Annotated in this window: 22 protein-coding genes; 9 read left to right on the top strand and 13 right to left on the bottom strand. The window is 69.0% G+C overall.

Going from position 1 to position 17,741, the window contains the following annotated elements:
• Positions 1 to 52: 52 nt before the first annotated feature.
• The 5 genes from ABZ910_RS05580 to ABZ910_RS05600 all read right to left on the bottom strand — a co-directional run bounded on the left by ABZ910_RS05580 (position 53) and on the right by ABZ910_RS05600 (position 5,104).
• A complete protein-coding gene (locus ABZ910_RS05580) occupies positions 53 to 238 on the bottom strand; it encodes a hypothetical protein (protein WP_361359656.1) in 186 nt (61 codons plus the stop codon).
• Entirely contained in the window at positions 231 to 2,633 is a 2,403-nt protein-coding gene (locus ABZ910_RS05585) for a hypothetical protein (RefSeq protein WP_361359659.1), read from the bottom strand. The genes ABZ910_RS05580 and ABZ910_RS05585 overlap by 8 nt, the downstream gene beginning before the upstream one ends.
• Entirely contained in the window at positions 2,620 to 3,444 is an 825-nt protein-coding gene (locus ABZ910_RS05590) for a hypothetical protein (RefSeq protein WP_361359662.1), read from the bottom strand. Before ABZ910_RS05590 ends, ABZ910_RS05585 begins: the two co-directional genes overlap by 14 nt.
• Before the next feature lie 78 nt (positions 3,445 to 3,522).
• Positions 3,523 to 4,377 carry a hypothetical protein gene (locus ABZ910_RS05595; protein WP_361359664.1) on the bottom strand — a complete coding sequence of 285 codons (855 nt, stop codon included), beginning with the start codon at positions 4,375 to 4,377 and terminating at the stop codon, positions 3,523 to 3,525.
• Between the two features lie 94 nt (positions 4,378 to 4,471).
• Positions 4,472 to 5,104, bottom strand: coding sequence for a hypothetical protein (locus ABZ910_RS05600; protein ID WP_361359667.1), 633 nt, complete (start codon positions 5,102 to 5,104; stop codon positions 4,472 to 4,474).
• Positions 5,105 to 5,159: 55 nt separating this feature from the next.
• Between ABZ910_RS05600 and ABZ910_RS05605 the strand changes: the two genes are divergently transcribed.
• From ABZ910_RS05605 to ABZ910_RS05615, 3 genes are all read left to right on the top strand, one after another.
• Complete coding sequence (locus ABZ910_RS05605) at positions 5,160 to 5,552, top strand: DUF3592 domain-containing protein (RefSeq protein WP_361359670.1); 393 nt, start codon at positions 5,160 to 5,162, stop codon at positions 5,550 to 5,552.
• Between the two features lie 199 nt (positions 5,553 to 5,751).
• The gene (locus ABZ910_RS05610) at positions 5,752 to 6,150 is read left to right on the top strand and encodes a DUF3592 domain-containing protein (RefSeq protein ID WP_361359673.1); all 399 of its coding nucleotides are present in this window, start codon (positions 5,752 to 5,754) and stop codon (positions 6,148 to 6,150) included.
• Between the two features lie 67 nt (positions 6,151 to 6,217).
• Positions 6,218 to 6,466, top strand: coding sequence for a hypothetical protein (locus tag ABZ910_RS05615; protein ID WP_361359676.1), 249 nt, complete (start codon positions 6,218 to 6,220; stop codon positions 6,464 to 6,466).
• A 25-nt stretch (positions 6,467 to 6,491) separates the two neighbouring features.
• On the opposite strand, the gene ABZ910_RS05620 is transcribed toward ABZ910_RS05615, so the two are convergent.
• The 7 genes from ABZ910_RS05620 to ABZ910_RS05650 all read right to left on the bottom strand — a co-directional run bounded on the left by ABZ910_RS05620 (position 6,492) and on the right by ABZ910_RS05650 (position 9,519).
• Entirely contained in the window at positions 6,492 to 6,827 is a 336-nt protein-coding gene (locus ABZ910_RS05620) for a hypothetical protein (RefSeq protein ID WP_361359679.1), read from the bottom strand.
• 65 nt (positions 6,828 to 6,892) lie between these two features.
• Positions 6,893 to 7,183 (bottom strand): hypothetical protein, encoded by a 291-nt coding sequence (locus tag ABZ910_RS05625; protein ID WP_361359682.1) that lies wholly within the window; start codon positions 7,181 to 7,183, stop codon positions 6,893 to 6,895.
• Positions 7,184 to 7,268: 85 nt separating this feature from the next.
• Positions 7,269 to 7,865 carry a phage tail protein gene (locus tag ABZ910_RS05630; protein WP_361359685.1) on the bottom strand — a complete coding sequence of 199 codons (597 nt, stop codon included), beginning with the start codon at positions 7,863 to 7,865 and terminating at the stop codon, positions 7,269 to 7,271.
• Between the two features lie 27 nt (positions 7,866 to 7,892).
• The gene (locus tag ABZ910_RS05635) at positions 7,893 to 8,228 is read right to left on the bottom strand and encodes a hypothetical protein (RefSeq protein WP_361359975.1); all 336 of its coding nucleotides are present in this window, start codon (positions 8,226 to 8,228) and stop codon (positions 7,893 to 7,895) included.
• A 291-nt stretch (positions 8,229 to 8,519) separates the two neighbouring features.
• Positions 8,520 to 8,708, bottom strand: coding sequence for a helix-turn-helix domain-containing protein (locus tag ABZ910_RS05640; protein ID WP_361359688.1), 189 nt, complete (start codon positions 8,706 to 8,708; stop codon positions 8,520 to 8,522).
• A complete protein-coding gene (locus ABZ910_RS05645; RefSeq protein WP_361359691.1) occupies positions 8,705 to 9,301 on the bottom strand; it encodes a hypothetical protein in 597 nt (198 codons plus the stop codon). The genes ABZ910_RS05640 and ABZ910_RS05645 overlap by 4 nt, the downstream gene beginning before the upstream one ends.
• Positions 9,298 to 9,519 (bottom strand): WhiB family transcriptional regulator, encoded by a 222-nt coding sequence (locus tag ABZ910_RS05650; protein ID WP_361359694.1) that lies wholly within the window; start codon positions 9,517 to 9,519, stop codon positions 9,298 to 9,300. Before ABZ910_RS05650 ends, ABZ910_RS05645 begins: the two co-directional genes overlap by 4 nt.
• Positions 9,520 to 9,808: 289 nt before the next feature.
• Between ABZ910_RS05650 and ABZ910_RS05655 the strand changes: the two genes are divergently transcribed.
• From ABZ910_RS05655 to ABZ910_RS05665, 3 genes are read left to right on the top strand one after another with little or no spacing between them, the layout of a single operon-like run.
• Positions 9,809 to 10,243, top strand: coding sequence for a helix-turn-helix transcriptional regulator (locus ABZ910_RS05655; RefSeq protein ID WP_361359697.1), 435 nt, complete (start codon positions 9,809 to 9,811; stop codon positions 10,241 to 10,243).
• A gap of 39 nt (positions 10,244 to 10,282) precedes the next feature.
• On the top strand, positions 10,283 to 10,810 hold the full coding sequence (locus ABZ910_RS05660; RefSeq protein WP_361359700.1) for a hypothetical protein: 528 nt from the start codon (positions 10,283 to 10,285) through the stop codon (positions 10,808 to 10,810).
• Positions 10,811 to 10,862: 52 nt separating this feature from the next.
• Positions 10,863 to 11,276: a DUF3592 domain-containing protein gene (locus ABZ910_RS05665; protein ID WP_361359702.1), complete on the top strand. Its 414-nt coding sequence runs from the start codon at positions 10,863 to 10,865 to the stop codon at positions 11,274 to 11,276.
• A 202-nt stretch (positions 11,277 to 11,478) separates the two neighbouring features.
• Here the strand turns inward: ABZ910_RS05665 and ABZ910_RS05670 are convergent, their stop codons facing one another.
• Entirely contained in the window at positions 11,479 to 13,767 is a 2,289-nt protein-coding gene (locus tag ABZ910_RS05670; protein ID WP_361359704.1) for a (Fe-S)-binding protein, read from the bottom strand.
• 321 nt (positions 13,768 to 14,088) lie between these two features.
• On the opposite strand from ABZ910_RS05670, the gene ABZ910_RS05675 reads away from it, so the two are divergent.
• The 3 genes from ABZ910_RS05675 to grpE all read left to right on the top strand — a co-directional run bounded on the left by ABZ910_RS05675 (position 14,089) and on the right by grpE (position 17,712).
• Positions 14,089 to 15,120, top strand: coding sequence for an MraY family glycosyltransferase (locus tag ABZ910_RS05675; protein ID WP_361359707.1), 1,032 nt, complete (start codon positions 14,089 to 14,091; stop codon positions 15,118 to 15,120).
• Between the two features lie 94 nt (positions 15,121 to 15,214).
• Positions 15,215 to 17,053 (top strand): molecular chaperone DnaK, encoded by a 1,839-nt coding sequence (dnaK, locus tag ABZ910_RS05680; RefSeq protein WP_361359710.1) that lies wholly within the window; start codon positions 15,215 to 15,217, stop codon positions 17,051 to 17,053.
• Positions 17,050 to 17,712 (top strand): nucleotide exchange factor GrpE, encoded by a 663-nt coding sequence (gene grpE / locus ABZ910_RS05685; protein ID WP_361359713.1) that lies wholly within the window; start codon positions 17,050 to 17,052, stop codon positions 17,710 to 17,712. The genes dnaK and grpE overlap by 4 nt, the downstream gene beginning before the upstream one ends.
• The last annotated feature ends 29 nt before the right edge of the window (positions 17,713 to 17,741 follow it).

Below are 17,741 nucleotides of genomic sequence, written 5' to 3' on the forward strand. Positions count from 1 at the left end.
GACGGCGAGTTGGTGAGCGCTGGGGAGAGATAGGGAGAGTCGGTGCGTCGAGCTAGGCGGTGAGCGCCGACTGCACGGGGCCGTCGACGACGACCGTCAGCAGGCCGTCGTCGGCGGGCGGTGGGGCTTCGTCGGGATCGGGTCCGGGCGTGGCCGCCTCGGCCATCTCCTCCAGCAGCTCGGGCGGCGGCTGCACCGGTACCGGTGCGGGCTGCGGCTCCGGCGGGTTCTCAGACAAGAGCGGTCTCCTTCACGTCGTTCCAGGTCGGTTCGGCGGCGAGCAGGGCCGCGAGGGTGGCGTACGTGCGCGTGACGTCGGCGTACGTGACGGGCGCGGCCGGTGTGGGCAGCGCGGGCACGTCCGGGGTGAGGCCGGCGTCCTGCGGCACGTCGTTCGCGCGGACGCCGCGCAGGCTCAGGGTCTGCTGCATCGCGCCGTCCTGGCCGGCGGCGGTGGTGATGCCCACGACCCAGGCGAGCGTGTCGAGCGTGGACCCCGCAGTGTCCACGAGCCGTACGACGTCACCGAGTTGGATGCGCGGGTCGTACAGCACCTGGACGTCGCCGAAGACCGGCACCGGGTACTCCCCGGCGGCCCGCATCGCGTCAGCGAGCTGGTGTGCCGCGGTGAGGTCCTGCACCCAGTCGCTGGTGTCGCCGTAGAACTCCTGGCGTCCGTACCAGCGTTCGCTCGTCGAGTCGGGGACGTACGACACCGCCTGTCGTTCCACCGGGTCGGTGGTGGGCCGCAGCGGCACGATGCGGATGGACGGCTCGCCGTTCGTCGTGACGGTGTACAGGGTCTGTGTGGTGCGGTTGGTCAGGCGCAGCACGATCGTGCCGTCCTCGCGGCGCACCATCGCGTCCACGGCGCCCTTGACCGCCGTGGCCCCGGCCGCGCGCGTGGCGGCGACCCGGAAGCTGGAGCCGGGGGTGGGCGTCTTGTCGTCGGCCGTGTCCGGCGGTCCGATGTCCAGCTCGTCCTCGCCGAAGGTGTACGAGACGGTGAGCGTGCCGTTGCCGGGGATCTCCCGCACCAGTGTGTCGACGACCGCGTCGGCGTCGGCCAGCACGACCGCGCCCCAGTCCTTGGCGGGCTGCACGCAGAAGTTGCGGCAGGCGTCGATCTCCTCGGTGACGGTCAGGGCGGCGATGTCCCGGACGGACGTCAGCGTGAGGTCCGGATCCGTCGGAGTGGTGGCGAACCGGGTGAAGTTGCGCCACCGGAAGTGTCCGCGCTCGTCGAGTTCGGCCGTCGACATGGCGGCCTTGGCGATCTGTCCGATCGCCTCCCACTGCGAGCCCGACACCTTGGGGATGGTGCGCAACGGCAGGATCGCGTCGTCGAGTTCGGCGGTCTTGGTCCACGTACCGGACTGCGCGAAGGCGCTCGGCGTCGGGACGGCCGTCAGGCCGCTGGTCACCTGTACGTTCTCGGTCGCCATGGTGGTGATCAGGCGCACCTTGCGCAGCTCGGCGACCGGTTGCGGCCCGTTGGCGAGCGTGAACGAGCCTGTGACGCCGGTCCAGGTCGTGCCGTCGGGGGCCGTGACGATCGGGGTGACGACGGGCAGGGCGCTGTCCCCTTTGTTGGGGTCCTTGTTGACCGTGGTCAGATCGAGGAACGCGCCCATGTGCCAGAGGCCCCGCTGTGTCTTCATCTTGGTGCCGTTGTCGCTCCACACCAGCCCGCTGCCGGGGGTGGAGTCGGAGCTGAGCGACCAGATGACGACCTGCCCCTTGACGAAGTCGAGCACCAGGGACAGCGTCCCGACGGCGTTTCCGGTGCGGTTCAGCTCCACGTCGAGGCGGACGGTGTCGCCGATGCCGATCGCGTTGTTCACCCACGCCTCGACGAACAGGCGGCTGCCCGGCACGGTGACCCGGCTGCGGGGGAACCAGGACGCCGTCACCCCGCTCTCGCCCGGCGGCAGCCCCTTGGGCACCAGCGCCATCTCGAACGGGGCGCCCGCGCGCGACCAGGTGTAGTGGCGGGGGTCCGGCAGGTCCTCCGGCATGCCGAACGGTGTCGCGAAGCCGCCGTGCAGCGTGGCGTGCACCAGGCTCAGCGGCTGCCCGGCGACGAAGTCCTCCGCGCGGGGCGGCGGCGAGGTCAGCAGCCCGGCCTGGCGCAGCAGTTCGTCCACGCACCACGTCGCGGTGCCGAGAGTCCGTCCCCAGTACAACCCCGTGTACGGCCGCGGGAGTTCGGCGGGCGCGCGCAGCCGTTCGGCCCCGTCGAGGGCGGTGAGCTGCACGGCGTCGGCTCCGGACGCGGCGCTGCGGTTGCGCAGGGTGCCGCGGAACGCGGGCAGGGGAGCTCCGCCCACGCCCGCATCGTGCACGACGCTCTGGCCGGGGCGCGCGATGTCACCGGTGACGCGGGGCGCCCACGGCGAGTACAGCGCGGGCGCCGTCTGAGTGCCGTCGCCGCCGAGCTGCACGGTGAACTGGGCGGCCGAGCTGCCCGAGAAGGCGCGCATAGCGGCGGGCAGATCGGTCGCGTACGAACGCTCGACCTGCCAGGACTGCACCTGGTCGGAGACGTCCCGGCCGCCGAGCCGGGTGGTGTGCGTGACGGTGCGCTCGCCTGCCGCGAGCGCGGTCTTGGTCGCCTGGTCAGCTCGCTGCACCGGACACCTCCACAAGATCGACGCCGACGTTCCGGTACGGCAGCGGGCTCCCCGGGGTGTCCGAGTAGCCGGTGACGGCCATCTGGGGCAGCCCGTCGCCGGGCACGTCGTCCTCCGCGGTGTCGCCTCCGTACGTCAGACAGGCGCCGGCGAGGGAGTAGGTGCCCGCGGTGCCGGGCTTCGCGGTCGGCGTCAGGTGGGTGGCGCCCGCGGGCACGGTCGCCGCCACGAACGGGCCGGTCGCGGAGGCGGTGCTGAGGACGGTGCCGTCGGCCTTCTTGAAGTCGATGCCGACGGCGGCCGTGCCGAGCGCGGCGATCGCGGTCGGGGCGCGGAAGGAGACACGCAGTCCGGCGGCGGTGGGGAAGTTGCCGGACCACGGCCCGCACCGCCAGGCGACGCTGCTGGTGGCGTCGGCAGCGGTGAAGGCGAAGACCCCGGGCGCGGTCTCGACGACGGTTCCGTTGGTGGACACCTTGAACCACTGCGCCAGCCCCGTACTCCCGCTGGGCCCCTTGCCACCGGCCTGCGCGGCCTCCAGCACGTTGCCGGCCGCGGGGTCGATCAGCAGCAGCGGGGCACTGCCGTCCACGCGCCGGGCGAGCCGGTCGAGTACGCGCGCGGTGGGGGGCGGCAGCATGTCCCAGTTCAGCTTGATGCGCCGTACCGGCGTGGTGTTGCGGGTGAGGGTGACACGGCCGGAGAGCGCCTTGAACTCGGTGACACCGAGGTCGGCGGCGCGCTCGAAGGACTTGGCCGCCTGGTCGATCTCGTAGAGGTCGCCGGGCGGGCCGATCCAGAGATTGCCCATGGGGGAACTCCTTGGCTGTGTGGGTTCCTTGGCTGTGTGAGGGGCTATCGGCGAAGGGGGAGGGTGGCGGTCGACGGGCTACCGCCGGGCGAGCTGCCGCTGCCCCAGGAACACGGCGCGGGCGATGGTCTGCGCGTCGACCTGGACGACGACCGGCCGCTCGGCGAGCCGCTCCACCGCGGCGGTCAGGCGGCCGATCCCGCCACCCGGCCCCAGCACCCGGTCGAGCTTCGACAGCGGGATGACGGCCTCGGGCTCGCCGGCCTCACCGAGCACCGCGAGGGTACCGCCGGTGCGGGCGGGCACGATGCCGCCGGTGGCGAGGGTGGGGATGTTGGGGATCTGCGGGATGTTGATCCGGAATTCCTTGCCGCCGATGACCGGTACCCAGCCGGGGATCTTGACGTGGACCCGGTTCAGCGCGCTGATCATGGCGTTGATGCCGCTGATGTAGGCGCGGGGCAGGGCGGTGAAGGCGTTGATGATGCCCTTCAGGACGGACTTGATGGGCCCGGCGTGGCTCCTGATGGCCCCGAGGATGTGGCTGAAGGCCCACTTCACGCCCTTGGCGACGAGGGCGGTGACCTTGTCCATGTTGATGAACTGCGAGATGAGCGGCGCGAGGATGGCCATCACCAGGCCGAAGGGGTTGGCCGCCATGGCCAGGTTGAGCCCCTTCTGCGCGAGCGAGGCCCCCTTGAGCCCCCGGCCCAGGCCGCCCATCGACCGCCCACCCCGGTCGGCGTTCTTACCGGCCCTGCCGACGGATCGCTCGACGGCGTCGGACTGACGCTTGACGTCGCGGAGGGCGTTCTTGGCGTTGTTGGAGGAGGACTTGAGGTGGTCGAGGGAGGACTTGAACTTGCCGGTAGCGGCATTCGCTTTGGTGACTCCGCCGCCCACCTGGGCCGTCGAATCCTTGAGCTGCCTCACGGAACCGTGAGCGCTGCGGGACGCGGAGGCGAATTGACGGACAGCCCCGGTAGCGCCCTTCAGACTCTGTACGAGGGACATGAGGGTTTCCTCCTCAGTGGCCTATGCGATGTTCCAGGTCTGTCATCAGATCGAGCAGGGTGTCCATTTCCGTGATCGTGTGACGTGCGCCCGTTCTGAGTGAGTCGACTTCATGTCCCGTTTTCCGGACCTGGTCGGCCTGCTCGATCATGCGGATCTTGATCCCATCCAGTTTCTGGCTCATGGTCCGGTGGAGGCGCTGTACGGAGTCACCGGCGTCGTGAGCCTTGCGGGAGGCGGTCGAGGCCGACCGCTCCACGGAAGTGACCTTTGTAGCCAGTGTGTGGAGGTCCTTCTGCGCAGCTTTGGGTTCTTCGACCTTCATCAGGTTGAAACGTTGGAGCATGGGTTCAACGAGGGGCTTCATGAGGCTCTGAACGGACGGAACTCCTTTGACGGTCACTCCGGCAATGGTCAGCCCCTTCTCGTCGTACTTGATCAAAGAAGGGTCGAATTTGAAGGCCTGGCCTGACGCGGTGGTTGCCTGGATTCCACCGGCCTTATGCAACTGGAGGTTCGCGAAAACAGTCTTGGCGACCTCGACGGCACTATTCTTTGCCTGCTCCAGCAGTTTGTGAACGAGCTCGGGGGGTATCGCGGGGGGCGGCGGGACCGGCGAGATCGGCGGGATCGGCGGGACGGGCATGGGTGTCCTCCTTGCTGGGCGCCTGATCGACGCTCATGGGATGGAGGGGTTGGGCATGACGGCCTGGTGGCTGTTCGCGGTCTTCGTGTGGGGTGCGCTGTGGGCTCGCGGCAGAGTCCGGCGCGTGTACTGGCTGAACGAGCACGGGGCGTTGGCCGAGGCCGTGTGCGAGTGGGTCAGCTGGCAGGACGGGGAAGCGACGTCCTACTGCTTCTTCCGACTCGAGGACGGACGACGGATCAGGGCGGCGGCGGTGAGTCGCCCGGGGGGCCCTTTGGTCGAGGTGGGGGAAGTGGCGCAGGTCCTCTACGATCCGGACCATCCGAGACGTGCCGTCCTGCTGGAGGACCGCGGGCAGTCCATCGGACAGTACCGCGTCGCGCAGTACGTGTTCGTCGTGGCGGCGTCGATCGCAGCGACAGCCGGCGGGTTCCAGGCGCTGGGGTGACGCACCTGGTGGCGCTTGGGCCGATGGCGCCGTCTCAGGCGAGGGACCGGGTCATCTCCTGCGGACTCGATGGAGTCGACGCCTTTTCCGTCCTGAACAGCGGCACCGTGCAGCCGACATTGCGCAGGTGGCGCGCTGGTTGTCGGCCTCTGAATGCCCTAGGGTTCGTGACCGCCGAGGCACCGGCGACGTTGGAGGGGTGAGCAACTTGCTCGACGGTCTACGTGAATACGGTCCGGGCATTCTTATTCTTGGAATCCCCGCTCTGGGCGGGTCGATTCTGGCCATCTGGCGTGACGGAGGGCTTCGACGCCGAGGTGTTGCCGTTCGCGCTCTGTGCATCGATCAATCGCGGAACAAGGAGGGCGCGGTGGCCCTGCGCCTTCAGTACGAGGTCGACGGCACGCAGTACTACTGCACGACCCAGAATTACAGGTTTCCGCCTGCCGGAATCGGCCAGCGAGTGGACGTCGTTTACGACCCCAAACACCCCTGGTATGCGCTGATGACGTCGGAATTGGGCCGTGGACTCGTGCCGTGGATCGTCGGCGGCATCGCGACGGTGGTGCTTGTGCTGACCGGCCTCTCGTACCTCTGACGCCTGCCCCTCCCGGCGGCGCGCCGGCGCCATCTTTGGCGAGTGTTTTCCTCAGGGGGCTATCGAGGTGGAGGATTTCGTGATCGCTGCACGTGAAGTAGGCACTGCCCTCATGGTGGCCAGAGCCGTAACGGTTATCCTGGGTGGAATTGGAGGGGTCAGCTTTATCGTGGGCCTCGTCTTCTTGAGGCAGGTGCGCCACGACAAAGCGGAAGGGAATATCGAAACCGCAGCAATGGTGAAACGAAATGGGTTGATCGCCGTGGCTTTGGGGGTCCTGCTCTTTGGCATCGGCTACGTCGTGTGGGGCCTGTAGCCGGGTGTGTCGCGGCAACGCGGTCTTATGCGAGGAACCGCTGGACTTCCTCCGGAGGCGGGAAAGAGTTCCCCGGCGTGCTCGCGGTGTGCTGCTCCGGTTCGTGTGGCTGCCCGGGGCGATGGACGGGCTCTGGGTAGTCGAGGGGGTCGCTGTCCTCGTCTGCGTTGACCGTCGCGAACATCCAGTTCGCCTCGGCGAGTTGGTCGACCACATGCGCAAGCAGATGCTCGGTGACTGCCCAGTCCGCGGCTTCGCCGTGAAGTTCCCGGGCGACGGCGCTGTCGCGCGGCATGTGCTTGACGAGCACCGCGAGCCGGCGCGAGGAGAGCCGGCCGCGGTGCCAGTCGAGCAGGTCCACGCCGTAGTGGCGGAGCAGGTCGGCCTCGATGGCCTCGGCGTGCTCGTCGACCAGCTCGCCGAGGCTCAGCCTTCCCCCAGGCCCAGCCCCGTCTCCTTGCCGTAGGTCTCCAGGATCGCGGCGATGTCCTGCATGGTGACGTCGTGCTGCTCGAAGCGGGCGAACTGCGGCTCTCCGAGAAGGAGTCGGAGTAGCCCGTCCACGTCGTTGTCGTCGAGATCGCGCAGCTTGTGCGCGGTGGCGCGGGTGAGCTCGGTCGGCAGGGTGAAGGTGTCGCCGTCCAGCTCGAAGGACCAGTCGTGGCCGAGCGCCTCCAGACGCTGGGCACGGGCGGCGTTGACGTCGAATGCGGCCATGTGGGGCTCCTTGTCCGAGGGGAGGGGCGGTGCCCGGCGTGCGCACGAGCGTGCGCACGCCGGGCACCTTGGGGGCGGGGGCGCTTCAGGCCAGCGCCGCCGGGTCGTTCACCAGCCAGGTCGCCAGCGGCTTGGTCGGGTCGTCGCCCGACAGTGCGGTGAAGGTGACGCCGAGCTTGACCGAACCGGTGCGGCTCAGCGACAGCTCCTCCACCTCGGACACGGCGCCGTACGGGATCACCAGGCGGTACCGCAGGTCCTTGGTGCCGTTGTTGTCCGCGAAGTCGATGGCCAGGGCCCGCTGGTCCTGGCCGCCCGGGGCGCCGGTGATGTCGATCTTCTGCGCGGTGGCCTCCGTGGTGGACCCCGAGGTCGTGATCGAGGACGACGGAAGGCCCATGTAGAACGGGAACGTGTCCTTGTTGATCTGCAGCAGCTGGAACTTCAGGGTCAGGTCCCGGTCGGAGAGCATGAAGCGGGCCGGGGCCATCGACTGCCAGGTGTCGACCGGGTCGTTCTTGTCCTTCTTGTTGAACTTGACCCCGTCGGACGAGGTGAAGCCGAGGTTCACCCACGGGGCGGCCAGTGCGGTGGTCTCCTTCGGTGACGCGGTGCCGGCCGGGGCCCACCAGACGTTGCCGGTGCCGGCGATGCGGATCTCGGTGTTCTTGAAGCCTGCCATGTGTACTCCAGAGAGGGGGCGGAGGTGTTACGCGGGCCGGATCGACAGCCGGAGCGTGGCCAGGTAGCGGTTGCCGGCCGGCCGGTTGTAGTCCGGCAGCCAGCGCGGCCCGTCCGCCTCGTCGACGTCCGTGACGAGCGCGGTGCCGTACTGCGTGCCGACCAGTTCCAGCGCACAGGCGCGGGCCGCGTTGGCCGTGACGAGCGCGGTGGTCTTGTCCGGCCCGTAGACCTCCAGGTCGATGAGCGGCCGGTCGAGGTGGAGGTCGTCGATCCAGGCGCCGCCGGCGCGGGAGACGAGGACGACCTGCTGGGTGCCGTCGAACCCGGCGGGCGGACGGTTGTCGACCGTGGTCCCGGTCATCTCGGTCCGTGCCGTCAGGAAGTCGACGACGAGCCGCTCGGCGTCGGGGAAGTTCAGGATCGCCACATGGACGCTCCCTTCGGGGAGACGAGGGCAGCAAAAAGCGGCAGGCCCGTCGCCCCGGAAGTGGGCGCAGCTCTGCCGCTGCTTCGAGTGTGACGCCAGGGCTCGGATCCCGCAACTGACGTACCATCAGGCCGAGTTGTCGCATGTCAAAGGCCCCACCGCAGTGAGCGGCGGGGCCTGGTGACGTACGCACGAGGGACTGACGACGTACGCAGGTGCGAGGGGCTAACGGCTGCCGCGGGAGCGGTACGTCGCCCGCTCGGCCGCGAACACGTCCTCCAGTCGGTACAACTGCTTCCTGCCCTGCTTGTCGGCGGGTCGCAGATGCCCGCGCTGCACCCACTTGCGAATGGCCGCAGGCGTGACACCGGCTTCCGCGGCGGCCAACTCGACGGTGATGAGCGGGGAGTTCACGGTCGTTCGCCCTCTCGCTCCGGATCCAGTACGCGGCCGCAGGCCGGATTCACGCACCGCACCTGCGCCCGCTCGGGAAACGCCCGCAGTGACACGCAGTCGCAGACCGGGCAGCGGCCGGGCAGGCGGACCATCTGCTCGGGGTCGCCGAGTGCGCGGGCGCAGCGTGCGGCCATGCGCCGGGTCTCGTCCTCGGCGTGTGCGGCGAGCACGGGGTCGGCCGCGATCCGCTCCAGCAGCCCGGCGATGCGGCGCAGTCGCACCGGTACGGGGGCCGGACGTACGGGGCGTAGGCCGAGTCGTTCGCGTACGGCCTCCTCGAGTTCGACCACCCCGTCGGTGATGTCCCGGACGACGTCGGAGATGTGCAGGCGTACGGGGGCGGTGGGGCCCTCGACGGCTCCACTCCCGCGCCTCTCGCGCGGCCCGCCCCGGGCCAAGGGGGCCAGCTCGGCGACGAGTTGGGGGAACCGGTGCAGCAGGGAGCTGATCCAGACGGTGATGTCGTGCCCCTGCCCGAGGGTCGTACGGTCGGTGTCGGTGTCGGTGTCGGTGTCGGTGTCGGTGTTGCAGGCGCAGTCCGGGCGGCTCATACGGCGACCACCCGCCCATTGCGCCACAACCGACCGCCGCTGACGCCGTCGAACCAGGTGTGTGCCGGGTCGACGACGGCCTCACATTCGCGCCGGATAGGGCACTTGTTGCATGCGCGCAACGCATGTTTGGCGTCGGAAGCGCTACGGGTGAACACGTAGCGCTGGGGGAGATTGACGCAGGCTGCAGCCCTGCGCCAGTCAAGCTCGCTGGTCATGTGCACTGCCTCCCGTTCGATAGGAACGTGTGTTCGACATATGCCAGCTGTTCGTCAGCGTGACATCGTGCGAGCGCGAGCGCAAGTGTTTAGAGAGGGTGGTGTGCGGAAAGAGGGGGGAGGTTCACTCCATGTCAATCGCCATGGAGACGTGCGTAGTTGAGGCGGTCGTGCGAACATGCATTCGAAGGTGGGTGGCGGACATGAGGAAAACCTTGCGTGCGTGTGCGCACATTTACGGTGCGCGTGCGCGCGGTAGGCTTCTCCCCGTCGAGGGGAGTGCGGGGCCATGGAGTCCAGCCAACGTACGGAACGCCTGGAGCGCGCCGGCGGACTCGAGGAGTTCGCCGCGTGGGTGGAGAGCCTCATGCGCGGCCGCGGTTACGTCATCGACGGACCGCGCGGTGGCGGCAAGTCCAGACTGGCCGACGACGCCGGGGTGCACCGGGCCGCCGTGACGCGGCTGCTGCAGCGGCAGAGCATGCCGGACCTGGAAACGATGCGGCGCCTGGCTGTGGTGCTCGGGGTGCCGCTGCGAGACATGCTGATCCGCTCCGGACGACTGTCCGAGCAAGACCTGCCGCTGGAGCCGGAGTTGGGCGGGGGCGGCGGGGCCGGTGCGCGGATCAGTCCCGAGGAGGCGGCTCGGAGAATGGGAATCCCTGAGGACCTGCGGGGCCTGTTCGTGAAGGTGGCCAGACAGTTCCTGCCGGAGGGCTCTTAGGGGAGGAGCCGCAGGTGAGGGGCGGGAAGGAGTGCGCGCATGGACCGCGAGGGGGACGACCCGGACCGTGACACCTACGACATCTACGACGCCCACGGCACCGATGGCCAGGGTCCCGCGGGGAACCGGCTGACTCAACTACTGGGTGACCTCCTGATCGAACTGGGCCAGAAGGTCAGGAAGGCGGGCCCCGAGGCCGTACGCATCCTCACCGACGAGGAGGTGCAGCGCGCCAACTTACGGTGGTATCGCACTGGTTGGGAGGAACACGCGCAGGCGATCCGCCCCGCCGCCGAGTCCCCCGACCCCGCCGAACCGACGGCTCCGCCGGGCCCGTCCGAGCATCCGGCCGACCCCGACCCCCTGTCCGCCGCGGGCCGCCTGCTCGACTTCCCCCGCCCCGACACGAACGCGCCGACCCACCCCCTCCCCATAGTCGGCGCCGGCGACTCCCGCGTACGCGAACTGATGCCACACCGGCGCCGGGCACGCGAGAACGGGGGCGAGCACGCAAGGGGGCGTGACGAGGACGCGGACACGGTGCGCGGGCCCGAGGACGGGGGGTGAGGGGGACGACAGCCCGGGTTCTGTCCTCGGCGAGTGGGGATACGTTCGAGCCGTGGACACTCTCGTTGTTCAGTGGATTCTGCTCGTCATGGCCGCTGCGTGCATGTCCTTTGGCCTTTACTGGCCGTGGGCGCTCTGGATGCTGAAACGCAGGGGCGAAACGGTGGTGATCACCGGAAGTCGCGAGGACTGGACCGGAGGGCGTCACGGATATCTGCTCCTCTTCGAGGATCACCATGGCGGTTCCCAAGTGATTCTCACTTCGGACCTGTACCGCAGGGCACAGAAAGCCGCCAAGAAGGGCAGGACCTCCCCCCTGCCGGACAGTGGTGAAATCCGCGTCGTCTACGACCGGCGGAGACCGGCAAGAGCTCGGCTGTACCCGCTGAAATGGGCAGAAGCGGGCCTGGTGGTGTACATGCTGATCCCGGCCGTGATCCTCGTGGTGGTCGCCGTGCACCTTTGACCGCGTGCGGCCTGGTCGGTGCCGGTCCAGACCGTGCGGGCCGCGCTGAACGTGGGCTGCTTCCTGGGCTGGCGGGCCGTTCTGCTGGTGTACGTCTTCACCTCGGTCGGCAGCATCCACGACTGAACGTACGACGACGCCCCCTGCTCGTCGGACCGAGCAGGGGGCGTCGTGTTCCGTAAGGAAGGCGCCGTGGGGGCCGTTACTTCACCGGCTCCGGCTCCGGGGTGTTCTCCGATGCCGCGTCGTCCGCCGGGGGCTCGTCGTCGCCTTCGTCCGTGACCGGGGTCTTGACCGAGTCCAGCAGCAGCTGGGCCACGTCCACGACCTGGATGGACTCCTTCGCCTTGCCGTCGTTCTTCTTGCCGTTGACCGAGTCGGTCAGCATGACGAGGCAGAACGGGCAGGCCGTGGAGACGATGTCCGGGTTGAGGGAGAGAGCTTCGTCGACGCGCTCGTTGTTGATGCGCTTGCCGATGCGCTCTTCCATCCACATCCGGGCGCCACCGGCGCCGCAGCAGAAGCCGCGCTCCTTGTGGCGGTGCATCTCCTCGTTCCGGAGGCCCGGGACGCTGGCGATGATCTCGCGCGGGGGCGTGTAGATCTTGTTGTGGCGGCCCAGGTAGCACGGGTCGTGGTACGTGATGATGCCCTCGACCGGGGTCACCGGGATCAGCTTGCCCTCGTCCACCAGGTGCTGGAGCAGCTGGGTGTGGTGGATGACCTCGTAGTCGCCGCCGATCTGCGGGTACTCGTTGCCGAGGGTGTTGAGGCAGTGCGGGCAGGTGGCGACGATCTTCTTGGCCGACTTCGGCTTCTTCGTCGACTCGTCCTCGCCGTCCTCGCCGAACGCCATGTTCAGCGAGGCGACGTTCTCCATGCCGAGCTCCTGGAACAGGGGCTCGTTGCCGAGGCGGCGGGCGGAGTCACCGGTGCACTTCTCGTCGCCGCCCATGATCGCGAACTTGACGCCCGCGATGTGCAGCAGCTCCGCGAAGGCCTTGGTGGTCTTCTTGGCGCGGTCCTCCAGGGCGCCGGCGCAGCCGACCCAGTACAGGTACTCGACCTCGGACAGGTCCTCGATGTCCTTGCCGACGACCGGGATCTCGAAGTCGACCTCCTTGGTCCACTCCAGGCGCTGCTTCTTGGCCAGGCCCCAGGGGTTGCCCTTCTTCTCCAGGTTCTTGAGCATCGTGCCCGCCTCGGACGGGAACGCGGACTCGATCATCACCTGGTAGCGGCGCATGTCGACGATGTGGTCGACGTGCTCGATGTCGACCGGGCACTGCTCGACGCAGGCGCCGCAGGTGGTGCAGGACCACAGGACGTCCGGGTCGATGACGCCGTTCTCCTCGGCGGTGCCGATCAGCGGGCGCTCGGCCTCGGCCAGCGCCGCCGCCGGGACGTCCTTCAGCTGCTCCTCGGACGCCTTCTCGTCGCCCTCCATCGTCTTGCCGCCGCCCGCGAGCAGGTACGGCGCCTTGGCGTGCGCGTGGTCGCGCAGCGACATGATGAGGAGCTTCGGGGAGAGCGGCTTGCCCGTGTTCCAGGCGGGGCACTGCGACTGGCAGCGACCGCACTCGGTGCAGGTGGAGAAGTCCAGCAGGCCCTTCCAGGAGAACTGCTCGACCTGGGAGACGCCGAAGACGTCGTCCTCGCCCGGGTCGGTGAAGTCGATCGGCTCGCCGCCCGACGTCATCGGCTGGAGGGCGCCCAGCGCCGTCTCACCGGTCGCGTTGCGCTTGAACCAGATGTTCGGGAAGGCGAGGAAGCGGTGCCAGGCCACACCCATGTTGGTGTTCAGCGAGACCACGATCATCCAGATGAACGAGGTGCCGATCTTCACCATGGCGGTGAAGTAGACCAGGTTCTGCAGCGCCGGCACGCTCAGGCTCTTGAAGGCGAGGACCAGCGGGTACGACGCGAAGTACGAGGCCTCGTAGTGGCCCACGTGGTGCAGCGCGCCCTCGAGGCCGCGCAGCGTGTAGATCGCCAGGCCGATCGTGAGGATGACGTACTCGACGAAGTACGCCTGGCCCGCCTTGGAGCCCGCGAAGCGGGACTTGCGGCCCGGGCGCGAGGGCAGGTTCATCAGGCGGATCGCCATGAGCACGAGGATGCCCAGGGTGGTCATCACGCCGATGAACTCGACGTACAGCTCGAACGGCAGGAAGTCGCCGAGCACCGGCAGCACCCAGTCGGCCTTGAACAGCTGGCCGAACGCCTGGGCGAGGGTCGGCGGCAGCGTCAGGAAGCCGATGGCCACGAACCAGTGGGCGAAGCCCACGATGCCCCACCGGTTCATCCGGGTGTGGCCGAGGAACTCCCGCACCAGCGTCACGCTGCGCGCGTAGGGGTTGTCGGACCGGCTGCCCGCGGGGACGGGTTGGCCTAGTCTGAAATACCGGACGAACTGGCCGATGGCGCGTGCGAGCAGCGCAACACCGACCACGGTCAGGACCAGCGACACGATGATCGCGGCGAGTTGCATGGGGGCTCCTCGGGCCTGCGAGGGTCTTTTCGAGGGAGACCTCGAAATTACTAAGCGGTAACTTATGCAGTCCGTCTGAGACTACCCGTATCTTTCCTCGCACTGTAGTCAGGCGCGGGGTGATCTGGGTCGCTGAGGGGCCCTGGCAGCCCGCCCCGGAGCCCGCCCGAGGGCCGGGCCGGGAGCCGCCGCCGGAACCGGCCGAGAACCACCCCGGAACGACTGCCCTGTGGGTCGCTCCGGAATCCGGTGGGGAAATCGGCAGGCAATCTGATCGTGTTATTCGTACCGAATTGCTCCATTCACGCCTAATTTAGTGCCGTGCTCTACGGGATCATCGCCGCCATCGCAGCCCTCCTGCTCGCCGCCGCGCTCGCGGCACTGCTGCGCCGGCCCGGCCGACGGATCGGAATCGTCGACCGGCGCCGCCCGCAGCCCCTGCCGCTGGTCGGCGGCGCGGCCGTCGTGCTCGTGACCTGCCTGGTTGCCGGGGTCGGGGAGTGGACGGGGGTGGCGCCGCTCGGTGAAGGGGTCGGCAGGCTGCTCGTCGCGGGCGGTGCCGTCAGCGGGCTCGGGCTGGTCGCCGACGTGTGGCGGCTGCGGGCGCGGGTGCTCGTCGCCGGTACGGCGGTGGCGGCGGCGTGCGTCGTGCCGTACGAGGAGACCGGGGTGGCCGCCGGGATGCTGGCCGTGGTCTGGGTCGTGTTCGTCGCCCTCGCCTTCCGGGCGCTCGATCACGCCGACGGGCTCGCGGGGACCGTCGGGGTCATCACCGCCTTCGGGGTCGGGGCCTGTGCCGCCGCCGAGGTGATGGACGGACTCGCCGTTCTGCTCAGTGTGTTCGCCGCCGCGCTCACCGGGTTCCTCATGCACAACTGGCATCCCGCGCGCGTGGGACTCGGGGCCTGCGGGTCGCTGTTCACGGGGTTCCTGATCGCCTCGGCCGCCGTCTTCACGCGGGCCGGGTACGGGCTCGGGTCCAGTGCGGCCGTGCTGTTCGCGCTCACCGCCGTCGCGAGTGCGGACGTGCTGCTCGTGGTCCTCTCGCGGGCCACGGCCCGGCGGCCGTTGCTGCGCGGCGGGCACGACCATCTCGCGCACCGGCTGCGGCGGCTCGGGCTCACCCCGCAAGGGGCTACCGTGCTGCTGGCCATCGGGTCCTTCTCCGGGGTGCTCGTCGGGGTGCTCGCGGAGGCCGGGCTGGCGGGGGAGGGCGCCCTGTTCTGGGTGGCGGGCGCCGCGCTCGTCGTCGTACTGCTCCTGCTGCGAATTCCGGTGTACGGCGGCTCTGTTCGGGCCCGACGTATCGCGTCTGCGCAGGCCACGGGCTCGTTGCGTGTGCGGAACGGATAAGACTTGAGTCAATGTCACTCAAGTCTGTTGACCGCGCGGTGATCCTCGTGCACACTTGAGTCCGTTCCACTCAAGTCAGCTGGAGGAAATCACCATGGCACGTGCGGTCGGCATCGACCTGGGCACGACTAACTCCGTCGTCAGCGTTCTCGAAGGCGGCGAGCCCACCGTCATCACCAACGCCGAGGGTGCCAGGACCACGCCGTCCGTCGTCGCCTTCGCGAAGAACGGTGAGGTGCTTGTCGGCGAGGTCGCCAAGCGCCAGGCGGTCACCAACGTGGACCGGACCATCCGCTCCGTCAAGCGCCACATGGGCACCGACTGGAAGATCAACCTGGACGGGAAGGACTTCAACCCCCAGCAGATCTCCGCCTTCATCCTGCAGAAGCTGAAGCGGGACGCCGAGTCCTACCTGGGCGAGAAGGTCACGGACGCGGTCATCACCGTCCCGGCGTACTTCAACGACTCCGAGCGTCAGGCGACCAAGGAGGCCGGTGAGATCGCCGGTCTGAACGTCCTGCGCATCGTCAACGAGCCGACCGCCGCCGCGCTGGCCTACGGCCTCGACAAGGACGAGCAGATCATCCTCGTCTTCGACCTCGGTGGCGGCACCTTCGACGTGTCCCTCCTGGAGATCGGCGACGGCGTCGTCGAGGTGAAGGCCACCAACGGTGACAACCACCTCGGTGGTGACGACTGGGACCAGCGCATCGTCGACTACCTGGTCAAGCAGTTCCAGTCCGGTCACGGCGTGGACCTGTCCAAGGACAAGATGGCCCTGCAGCGTCTGCGCGAGGCCGCCGAGAAGGCCAAGATCGAGCTGTCCTCGTCCACCGAGACCTCGATCAACCTGCCCTACATCACCGCGTCCGCCGAGGGCCCGCTGCACCTGGACGAGAAGCTCACGCGCGCCCAGTTCCAGCAGCTGACGGCCGACCTGCTGGAGCGCTGCAAGACGCCGTTCCACAACGTCATCAAGGACGCCGGCATCAACCTGTCCGAGATCGACCACGTCGTTCTCGTCGGTGGCTCCACCCGTATGCCCGCCGTCGCCGAGCTCGTCAAGGAGCTGACCGGCGGCAAGGACGCCAACAAGGGCGTGAACCCGGACGAGGTCGTCGCCATCGGCGCCGTCCTCCAGGCCGGTGTCCTCAAGGGCGAGGTCAAGGACGTCCTGCTTCTCGACGTCACCCCGCTGTCCCTCGGTATCGAGACCAAGGGCGGCATCATGACCAAGCTCATCGAGCGCAACACCACGATCCCGACCAAGCGGTCCGAGATCTTCACGACGGCCGAGGACAACCAGCCGTCCGTGCAGATCCAGGTCTACCAGGGCGAGCGCGAGATCGCGGCGTACAACAAGAAGCTCGGGATGTTCGAGCTGACCGGTCTGCCGCCGGCCCCGCGCGGCGTCCCGCAGATCGAGGTCGCCTTCGACATCGACGCCAACGGCATCATGCACGTCACGGCGAAGGACCTCGGTACCGGCAAGGAGCAGAAGATGACCGTCACCGGCGGCTCCTCGCTGCCGAAGGACGAGGTCGACCGGATGCGCCAGGAGGCCGAGCAGTACGCGGAGGAGGACCACCGCCGCCGCGAGGCCGCCGAGAGCCGCAACCAGGGCGAGCAGCTCGTCTACCAGACCGAGAAGTTCCTCAAGGACAACGAGGACAAGGTCCCGGCTGACATCAAGACCGAGGTCGAGTCCGCCGTCGAGGAGCTGAAGACCGCGCTCAAGGGCGAGGACAGCGCCGAGATCCGCACCGCCACGGAGAAGGTCGCCGCCGTCTCCCAGAAGGTGGGCCAGGCCATGTACGCCGACGCGCAGGCCGCAGGCGGTCCCGAGGGTGCCGCCGACGGTGGCGCCAAGGCCGACGACGACGTCGTGGACGCCGAGATCGTGGACGACGAGCGCAAGGACGGTGCCGCGTGACGGAGGAGACCCCGGGCTTCGACGAGAAGCCCGACGTCCCCTCCGGCGCCACCCCCGAGGACGCCGAGCCGCAGGCCGCCTCCCCCTCTTCGGAGGAGGCGGCGGCCCCGGCCGGGGACGCCAGCCAGATCGCCGGCCTGGTCGCCCAGCTGGACCAGGTGCGTACCGCACTCAGCGAGCGCACCGCCGACGTCCAGCGCCTCCAGGCCGAGTTCCAGAACTACCGCCGCCGTGTCGAGCGCGACCGGATCACGGTCAAGGAGATCGCCGTCGCGAACCTCCTGACCGAGCTCCTGCCCGTGCTCGACGACATCGGCCGCGCGCGGGAGCACGGCGAGCTCGTCGGCGGATTCAAGTCCGTCGCCGAGTCGACGGAGACCGTCGCGGCGAAGATGGGGCTGCAGCAGTTCGGCAAGGAGGGCGAGCCGTTCGACCCGACGATCCACGAGGCCCTGATGCACTCGTACGCGCCGGACGTCACCGAGACGACGTGCGTGGCGATTCTTCAGCCCGGGTACCGCATCGGCGAGCGCACCATCCGCCCCGCGCGGGTGGCCGTCGCCGAGCCCCAGCCCGGTGCCCAGGCGGGCAAGGCCGAGGAGGCCGAGGAGAACGGCGCAGCCGACGACAAGGAGAACGGTGGCCCGGAGGAGGGCTGACGTAAACACTGACAGGAAGGAGGGGCGTC

Origin of the sequence: Streptomyces sp. NPDC046805 (assembly GCF_040645355.1) — a bacterium.
GTDB lineage: Bacteria > Actinomycetota > Actinomycetes > Streptomycetales > Streptomycetaceae > Streptomyces.

Coding starts and splice junctions, on each gene's coding strand:
- ABZ910_RS05630 (WP_361359685.1), bottom strand. CDS start 7,865: ATGGCAGGCTTCAAGAACACCGAGATCCGCATCGCCGGCACCGGCAAC.
- ABZ910_RS05655 (WP_361359697.1), top strand. CDS start 9,809: ATGGAGTCCAGCCAACGTACGGAACGCCTGGAGCGCGCCGGCGGACTC.
- dnaK (WP_361359710.1), top strand. CDS start 15,215: ATGGCACGTGCGGTCGGCATCGACCTGGGCACGACTAACTCCGTCGTC.
- ABZ910_RS05625 (WP_361359682.1), bottom strand. CDS start 7,183: ATGGCCGCATTCGACGTCAACGCCGCCCGTGCCCAGCGTCTGGAGGCG.
- ABZ910_RS05635 (WP_361359975.1), bottom strand. CDS start 8,228: ATGACCGGGACCACGGTCGACAACCGTCCGCCCGCCGGGTTCGACGGC.
- ABZ910_RS05605 (WP_361359670.1), top strand. CDS start 5,160: ATGACGGCCTGGTGGCTGTTCGCGGTCTTCGTGTGGGGTGCGCTGTGG.
- ABZ910_RS05650 (WP_361359694.1), bottom strand. CDS start 9,519: ATGACCAGCGAGCTTGACTGGCGCAGGGCTGCAGCCTGCGTCAATCTC.
- ABZ910_RS05590 (WP_361359662.1), bottom strand. CDS start 3,444: ATGGGCAATCTCTGGATCGGCCCGCCCGGCGACCTCTACGAGATCGAC.
- ABZ910_RS05645 (WP_361359691.1), bottom strand. CDS start 9,301: ATGAGCCGCCCGGACTGCGCCTGCAACACCGACACCGACACCGACACC.
- ABZ910_RS05600 (WP_361359667.1), bottom strand. CDS start 5,104: ATGCCCGTCCCGCCGATCCCGCCGATCTCGCCGGTCCCGCCGCCCCCC.
- ABZ910_RS05670 (WP_361359704.1), bottom strand. CDS start 13,767: ATGCAACTCGCCGCGATCATCGTGTCGCTGGTCCTGACCGTGGTCGGT.
- ABZ910_RS05660 (WP_361359700.1), top strand. CDS start 10,283: ATGGACCGCGAGGGGGACGACCCGGACCGTGACACCTACGACATCTAC.